The sequence below is a fragment of the Acinetobacter sp. YH12137 genome, assembly GCF_013418535.1.
In the GTDB taxonomy this organism is placed as follows: domain Bacteria; phylum Pseudomonadota; class Gammaproteobacteria; order Pseudomonadales; family Moraxellaceae; genus Acinetobacter.
Genome location: NZ_VPBW01000095.1, coordinates 1 through 1,149, shown reverse-complemented (window position 1 = coordinate 1,149; position 1,149 = coordinate 1). Strand labels below are relative to the sequence as shown.

Here is a 1,149-nt window from a genome sequence, read left to right as displayed (position 1 = left end):
GAATAATTCAAGTGAATTTGTTTGAAAGAAGAACTTTAAAAGCTTTATTTTCACCCGATAAAATACCCATAAAACAAGAGGAAGCTCATTTGAGCTTCCTCTTGTGAAAAATTGTGGGACAGCAATGCGCTCAGGCGTCCTTTTTTATAGCTTAAATTCGGAAAAGATGTATAAGTTAATTATTAGATAAAAATAATGAGAAAATTATTCTTTTAATGATATTGGCTTTTTAAGAAGGATTTATACCCCTCACGCAGAGAAATATAAATCCTGTCATATTATTGAGCTTCAGTTGCTTGAGCTTCTGATGCTGGAGCTTCGCTTGCAGGTGCTTCAGCAGCTTGAACTTCAGACGCAGCTGTTTCAGTTGCAGCAGGAGCTGTTTGTGCTACTTCTTCAGCAGCAAAAGTTTGTGATGCAGCAATTAACGCTACCCCGGCAAAAGTTAATTGAACTAATTTCATATAAATTTCCTTGTATTAAAAATAGTGTACTACTCAGTACACTTGGCAAAAATGTTGACATAAAATGTAGATATTGATGTTTTTTTGTGTGTACTTATGTTTACTAATGTAGTTTGATGTTATTTAAATAACTGAAATATAAGATTAATCATTAATCTCATAAAATTGAGCAACTGGCAAAATATATAAGAAAATGGATTTGTTAATGTGATGTATGTCACATATTTGCACATTTAAAGGATGAAATTTAATTTAAATACTAAAAGAAAAACCCCAGCATCCTGCCGGGGTTTTTCGTATGGGTTCGCTCGGTATAACTCCTGTCGTACCTTACTGTCCTTGTGCTGATCTATTGTTATTCTTGTTTGGAACTTCCTGTTCCTGATGAGTTCATCATAGGAAACTTCCAGTATTCTGGATAGCAGCAAAAGGCCGAGATTGATGTGAGCCAAAGCGTACAAAGAGTCCGATTACTACTTTTGCCAGACAGGGAAAATACTTTGTCACCTCATCATCAGGATATGAAAATCCTGAATTAATGATCTCTCTATTCATTTGACTAGGGTGTGTTGACACTTTTAGCTTAAAAAAATAGCGAAGTAGTAAAATCAAATCGCCAAACCCAATTTTACTATTCGCTATGCCTCGTACCATGCTGACAGATCAACACTGGCAAAAGTTGAAA

At 35.0% G+C, this 1,149-nt stretch carries 1 protein-coding gene; it reads right to left on the bottom strand.

Going from position 1 to position 1,149, the window contains the following annotated elements; genetic code table 11:
* Positions 1 to 278 precede the first annotated feature (278 nt).
* A complete protein-coding gene (locus FTU72_RS16240; RefSeq protein WP_004780424.1) occupies positions 279 to 464 on the bottom strand; it encodes a hypothetical protein in 186 nt (61 codons plus the stop codon).
* Between the last annotated feature and the right edge of the window lie 685 nt (positions 465 to 1,149).

What these genes read in the sequence shown, in the direction of transcription:
- FTU72_RS16240 (WP_004780424.1), bottom strand. Translation starts at nt 464, where the DNA reads ATGAAATTAGTTCAATTAACTTTTGCCGGGGTAGCGTTAATTGCTGCA.